Source organism: Hymenobacter agri (genome assembly GCF_054778495.1).
On sequence record NZ_BAAGZM010000244.1, the window covers coordinates 1 to 6,008 of the forward strand.

Annotated in this window: 4 protein-coding genes; all 4 read left to right on the plus strand. The window is 65.6% G+C overall.

Going from position 1 to position 6,008, the window contains the following annotated elements; genetic code table 11:
• The coding region (locus ACYVDE_RS12775) for an SDR family oxidoreductase (RefSeq protein WP_460501933.1) at positions 1 to 109 on the plus strand (109 nt) is incomplete at its 5' end.
• 116 nt (positions 110 to 225) lie between these two features.
• Positions 226 to 3,285 (plus strand): SusC/RagA family TonB-linked outer membrane protein, encoded by a 3,060-nt coding sequence (locus ACYVDE_RS12780; RefSeq protein WP_460501930.1) that lies wholly within the window; start codon positions 226 to 228, stop codon positions 3,283 to 3,285.
• A gap of 43 nt (positions 3,286 to 3,328) precedes the next feature.
• A complete protein-coding gene (locus ACYVDE_RS12785) occupies positions 3,329 to 5,146 on the plus strand; it encodes a RagB/SusD family nutrient uptake outer membrane protein (protein WP_460501931.1) in 1,818 nt (605 codons plus the stop codon).
• Positions 5,147 to 5,255: 109 nt separating this feature from the next.
• The coding region (locus ACYVDE_RS12790) for a sialate O-acetylesterase (RefSeq protein ID WP_460501932.1) at positions 5,256 to 6,008 on the plus strand (753 nt) is incomplete at its 3' end.

Sequence of the window (6,008 nt, forward strand, 5' to 3'; positions counted from 1 at the left end):
CCAGCCCGCCGACATCGGCCACGCGGCCGTGTTCCTGGCCTCCGAGGCCGCGCGCTACATCACCGGCGCGTCGCTGCCCGTGGATGGCGGCAACTCCATCGGCTTCTGATTTTCTCTGCAATCAAGTCTCAACCTAACCCACCAAACCCACTCATTACCATGCGAGAACTTTTATCTGTGATTGCGCCGCGGCCGCTTCGGCCCTGGGCGCCTGCGCTGGGAGCCGTGCTGCTCCTGGGGGGGCTGATGCCAACGGCGGCGCTGGCCCAGACGGGCCGCACGGTGTCGGGCACCGTAACGTCGGACACCGGCGAGGGGCTGCCCGGCGTGACCGTCATTGTGAAGGGCACGACCATTGGCGCTACCACCAACGTGAACGGCGAATACTCGCTGAGCGTACCGGATGGCGCTACTACCTTGGTCATCAGCTCAATTGGCTATGAGAAGAAGGAAGTGCCGGTGGGCAGCGGCGGCCGCGTGAACGTGCGCCTGGCCACCGAGGCCCAGGCCCTGAACGAGGTGCAGGTGGTGGGCTACGGCGTGCAGAAGAAAAGCCAGGTGACGGGCGCCATCTCGTCGGTGGATGAGAAGGCGCTGCGCGATGTGCCGGTAGCCAACATCGGCCAGGCACTGCAGGGCCGCGCGGCGGGCGTGAACATTTCGAGCACGACCACCTCGCCGGGCCAGGCCCCGGTGATTCGCATCCGGGGCAACCGCTCGTTTGCCGGCTCCAACGACCCGCTGCTGGTGGTGGACGGCGTGCCCTTCGACGGCAGTCTCAACGACCTGAACCCCGACGACGTGACCTCGCTGGAAGTGCTCAAGGACGCCTCGGCCACGGCTATCTACGGCGCCCGCGGTGCCAACGGCGTGATTCTGGTGACCACCAAGCGCGGCAAGAACGGCGCGCCCAAGGCCACCTACAGCGGCTACTACGGCGGGAAAAACCCCTACGGCTACTACGACCTGCAAAACGGCGAGCAGTACTATAAATTCCGGGCCGAGGCCTACCGCGCCAACGGCCAGAACCCGGCCACAGCCTCGGGCTTCCTCACCCCCGACGAGCAGGCCAACTACACCGCCGGCAAAAGCTACGACTACCAGAAGCTGCTGTTCCAGAACGGCCACATCCAGAACCACTCGCTGGGGCTGAGCGGCGGCACCGAGCAGACCCAGTACTCGGCCTCGCTGGGCTTCTACGACGAAACCGGCATCGTGCCAGTGCAGCGCATCCAGCGCTACTCGCTGCGCGGCACCCTCGACCAGCAGGTGGGCAAGCGCGTGAAGGTGGGCTTCAACACCCTCAACTCCTACACGCAGCAGAACGACCCCAACCTGAACATTGCCTATAGCATCCTCACGGCCAGCCCGCTGGCTTCGCCCTACGATGCCAACGGCGTGCCCATTCTCTACCCCAACACCGACAACGCGCAGTCGAACGCGCTGACCAACTACACCACCGACGCCCACCTCGAGCGCCGCCGCCGCCTGCGCACTTTCAACAGCCTCTACGGGCAGGTGAACATCCTGAAAGGGCTGGACTACCGCCTGAACCTGGGCCTAGACGGCCGCGTGCAGAACGACGAATCGTACTTCGCCGCCAACACCGCCGCCCGCGGCACCAACCCCAGCCTAGCTACCCGCAACAACAGCCTCGCCTTCAACCTGCTGGCCGAAAACGTGCTGACCTACAACCGCACCTTCGGCAAGCACGACCTGAACTTCACCGGCCTCTACAGCTGGCAGGAGTTCCGCTCCGACGGCTTCGGGGCCGGCTCGCAGAACCTGCCCACCAACTACCAACTGGCCGACAACCTGGGCGCCGGCACGCCCACGGCCCCGAGCAGCACTGCCAGCCGCTGGGACATTGTGTCGTACATGGGCCGCCTGAACTATGCCTTTGACAACCGCTACTCGGCCACGGCCACGGTGCGCGTCGACGGCTCGTCGCGCCTCGCCCCGGGCAACAAGTACAAGGCCTTCCCCTCGGCCGCGCTGGCCTGGAACGTGGCCAACGAAGCCTTCCTGCGCGACCAGACCTGGGTGAGCAACCTGAAGCTGCGCGCCGGCTGGGGCCGCACCGGCAGCACCGCCGTAAACCCCTACCAAACGCTGGGCGCCCTGAGCACCGCCCTGGGCGGCGGCTACTACAACTTCGGCGCCACCGGGGCCGTGGGCGCCGTGCCCTCCACCATTCCGAACCCCAACCTGGGCTGGGAATACACCACTACCACCAACTTCGGTCTCGATTTCGGCTTCTTCGACAACCGCGTGGTCGGCTCGGTAGAGGTGTACCAGCAGCGCACCAGCGACCTGCTGCTGCCCGACGCCCTGCCCACCGCCACCGGCTACAACTCCTTCACCCGCAACATTGGCAAAACCCAGAACCGCGGCCTCGAAGTGAGCCTGACCACGGTGAACGTGCGCACGGCCAGCGGCTTTGAGTGGAGCACCGACTGGAACTTCACCCTGAACCGCGAGAAGGTACTCGACCTGGGCCTGGGTACCGACGAAAACGGCAACCAGCGCAGCGACATCGCCAACCAGCGCTTCATCGGCCAGCCGCTCTACACCTTCTACGACTACAAGTACGCCGGCATCTACCAGAACACGCCCGCCGACATTGCCGCCGCCGCCAAGGCCGGCACCAAGGTGGGCCAGGTGCGCATCGAAGACCTGAACAACAGCGGCACCGTGGACGGCGCCGACCGCCAGTTCATCGGCTCGCGCCAGCCCAAGTTCGAGGCCGGCATGACGCAGCGCTTCCGCTTCAAGGGCTTCGACCTGACCGCCGTGGCCCTGACCCGGGTGGGCGCGACCGTGGTCGACCCGCTGCTGGTACCCACCAACTACTACACCACCTTCAGCGGCCGCCGCAACCAGGTAAACCTGCCGTACTGGACCCCCGAAACCCCCGACAACCGCTTCCCGCAGCCCAACTACGCCTACTACGGCGACTACGTGCTGAACTCGCGCTCGCTGGCCTACCTGAGCGGCACCTTCATCAAAGTGCGCAGCATCGACCTGGGCTACACCCTGCCGGCTGCCTGGGCCAAGCGCGCCCTCATGGGCTCGGCCCGCGTTTACGTGCAGGTGCAGAACCCGCTCATCTGGGCCAAGGAAGACTACTTCCGGAAGAACAAAGCCATCGACCCGGATGCCCTCTCGTACTCGACGCGCTTCAACGGCAACCCCAACGGCAACGAGGGCGGCCTGGCGTTCGACTACGGCACCAACTACCCCGTGTACCGCTCCTTCATTGCGGGCGTGAACCTGAGCTTCTAATTCCCACCAACTTTCCCGACGCCGCACGGCGTTCCTCATTCATATGAAACGGTTTTTTCTAACCAGCTCGGTTGCCCTGGCCCTGATTGTGGCGGCCAGCGGCTGCAGCAAGGACATTCTCGACGAAGACCCCCGCTCGATTCTGGTGCCGGGTTTCCTGGGCACGGCCGAAGGGCTGCAGGTGGGCCTCACGGGCGCCTACTCGGGCCTGCGTAACGTGCACTGCGACCAGGGCGGCTCCAACTTTATGTCGCAGGGCACCGACGAGTTTATGCGCGGCTTTTCGGGCAGCGACGGCTTCGAGGACTACAACCGGGGCCAGATGAACGCCAACAACGGCACGGCCACCAACATGTGGGGCACGTTCTACCGCTTCATCAACGGGGCCAACGGCGTGATTCAGTACGCGCCCACCGTGTCGAGCCTCTCGGCCACCCAGGCTGCCCAGATTTCGGGCGAGGCCAAGGTGCTGCGGGCCTATTACTACTTCATGCTGGTGCGGGCCTACGGCGACGTGCCGCTGATGCTCAAGTTTGTGGATGCGCCCACCAAGGACGTGGTGCGCGCCCCGCTGGCCGACGTGTACCGGGCCATCATCGGCGACCTGACCGATGCCTTGGGCACCAGCACCACGCCCGGCATTGCCAATACCGCCGCCCAGCCCGGCCGCGTGACGCGGGCCACGGCCCTGCACCTGCTGGCCAAAGTGTACCTGACCCGCGCCACTTCCACGGCCCGCCAGACCGACGACTACGCCAAGGCCGCCCAGTACGCCGAAGAGCTCATTGCCGACTCGAACCCCTCGGGCACCGGCACGGGCACGGCGCCCGGCACCAAGTACGGCCGCGCCCTTGAGGCCGACCCCGGCGACATCTTCAAAGAAGGCAAGGAGAACGACAAGGAGGTGCTGATGAACGTGCAGTTCAACACCGACCCCACCTTCACCGGCCTGTCCGACAATGGCGCCGGCGCCGCCGGCCAGAACCAGACCAACTTCCTGTTTCGCGGCCGCTACGACCTGCTGCCCAATATGATACGCAGCACCGACCTGGGCCGCCCCTTCGGCCGCCTCGTCTCGACGCCTTACCTGCTGAACTCCTACATCCTGCCGAGCGTGGAAACCGCCGAAACGCAGTGGCGCACCACCGACACCCGCTACGCCAAGTGGTTTACCACGCTGTGGCGCGTGAACTCGCCCGGCAATAACAACGGCGCGGCCTTCAACCCGCGCGCCGTGACAGGCGACACGGCCGCCTGGTACGCCGGCCGCGAGCTGACCACCGCCGAGCGCACCCGCATCACCAACCGGCCCGGTGGCCGCTTCGTGATTGGCACGCCCAGCACCTATTCCACGATGTACTCGCCCTACATCAACAAGTTCGACGACGCTACCCGCTCGGGCACCAACATCAGCGCCGACCGGCCCGTGATTCTGTTCCGCCTGGCCGAAACCTACCTCATTGCCGCCGAGGCCGAGATGTACCTGGGCAACCTGCCCAAGGCCCGCGACTTCATCAACGTGCTGCGCCGCCGCGCCGCCGCCCCCGGCAAAACCGCCCAGATGGAAATCACCGCCTCGCAGGTCACGCTCACCTTCATCCTGGAAGAGCGCACCCGCGAGCTGTGCGGCGAGTTCACGCGCTGGTTCGACCTAGTGCGCACCAACACGCTCGTCGACCGCGTGAAACAGTACGTGCCGGCCTTCGTGAGCTCGAAGTCGACGCCCATTCCCAACGCCACCGATGGCTACGGCTCCAACGCCGCCCTCAACATTCAGCCCTACCACGTGCTGCGCCCCATTCCGCAGAGCGAGATTGACCGCTCGGCCGGCAAAATCACCCAGAACAACGGCTACAACTAAGCCCGGTTTTGAACCCCGAAATAAGGCCCGATTTCACGCTGAAATCGGGCCTTATTTATGAAGGGGTACTACAACGGCCCTTTCTTCTGCCCGAATTCTGCCTAACAACATGAAAACCAATAATTTTACCCTTTGCCTGCTGCTGAGCCTGCCCGCCGCCCGTGAGGCCGCCGCCACCGTGCGCCTGCCGAAGCTGGTGAGCGACGGCATGGTGTTGCAGCGCGACCAGCCGGTGCGCATCTGGGGCTGGGGTGGGGTAGGAGAGGCTGTGGCCGTGAGTTTTCAGAACAAAACCTACCGCGCCACCACCGGCCCCGACGGGCAGTGGCGCGTGACGCTGCCGGCCATGAAAGCCGGCGGCCCCTACACGCTCGCCATCAAGGCCAGCAATTCCCTTGAGCTCAAGGACGTGCTGGTGGGCGACGTGTGGTTCTGCGCCGGGCAGTCGAACATGGAGCTGCCCATGCGCCGCGTGCGCGACAAGTACCCGCAGGAAGTGGCCAGCGCCAGCAACCCCCGCATCCGGCAGTTCGACGTGCCGATGCGCTACGACTTCAACGGCCCCCGGGCCGATGTGACCGGCGGCCGCTGGGTGGCCGCCACGCCCGAAACCGTGCTCAACTTCACGGCCGTGGGCTACTTCTTCGCCAAGGAAATCAACGCCCGCTACCAGGTGCCCGTGGGCCTGATAAAAGTGGCCGTGGGTGGCTCGCCCGCCGAAGCCTGGCTGAGCGCCGAGGCCCTGCAGCAATTCCCGAAATACGTGGCCCAGAGCGCGCCCTACAAGGACAGCGCCGTGGTGGCCGGCATTAAGCAGCGCGACGCCGCCGCCAGCCGCGCCTGGTTCGGGCAGCTGCACCGT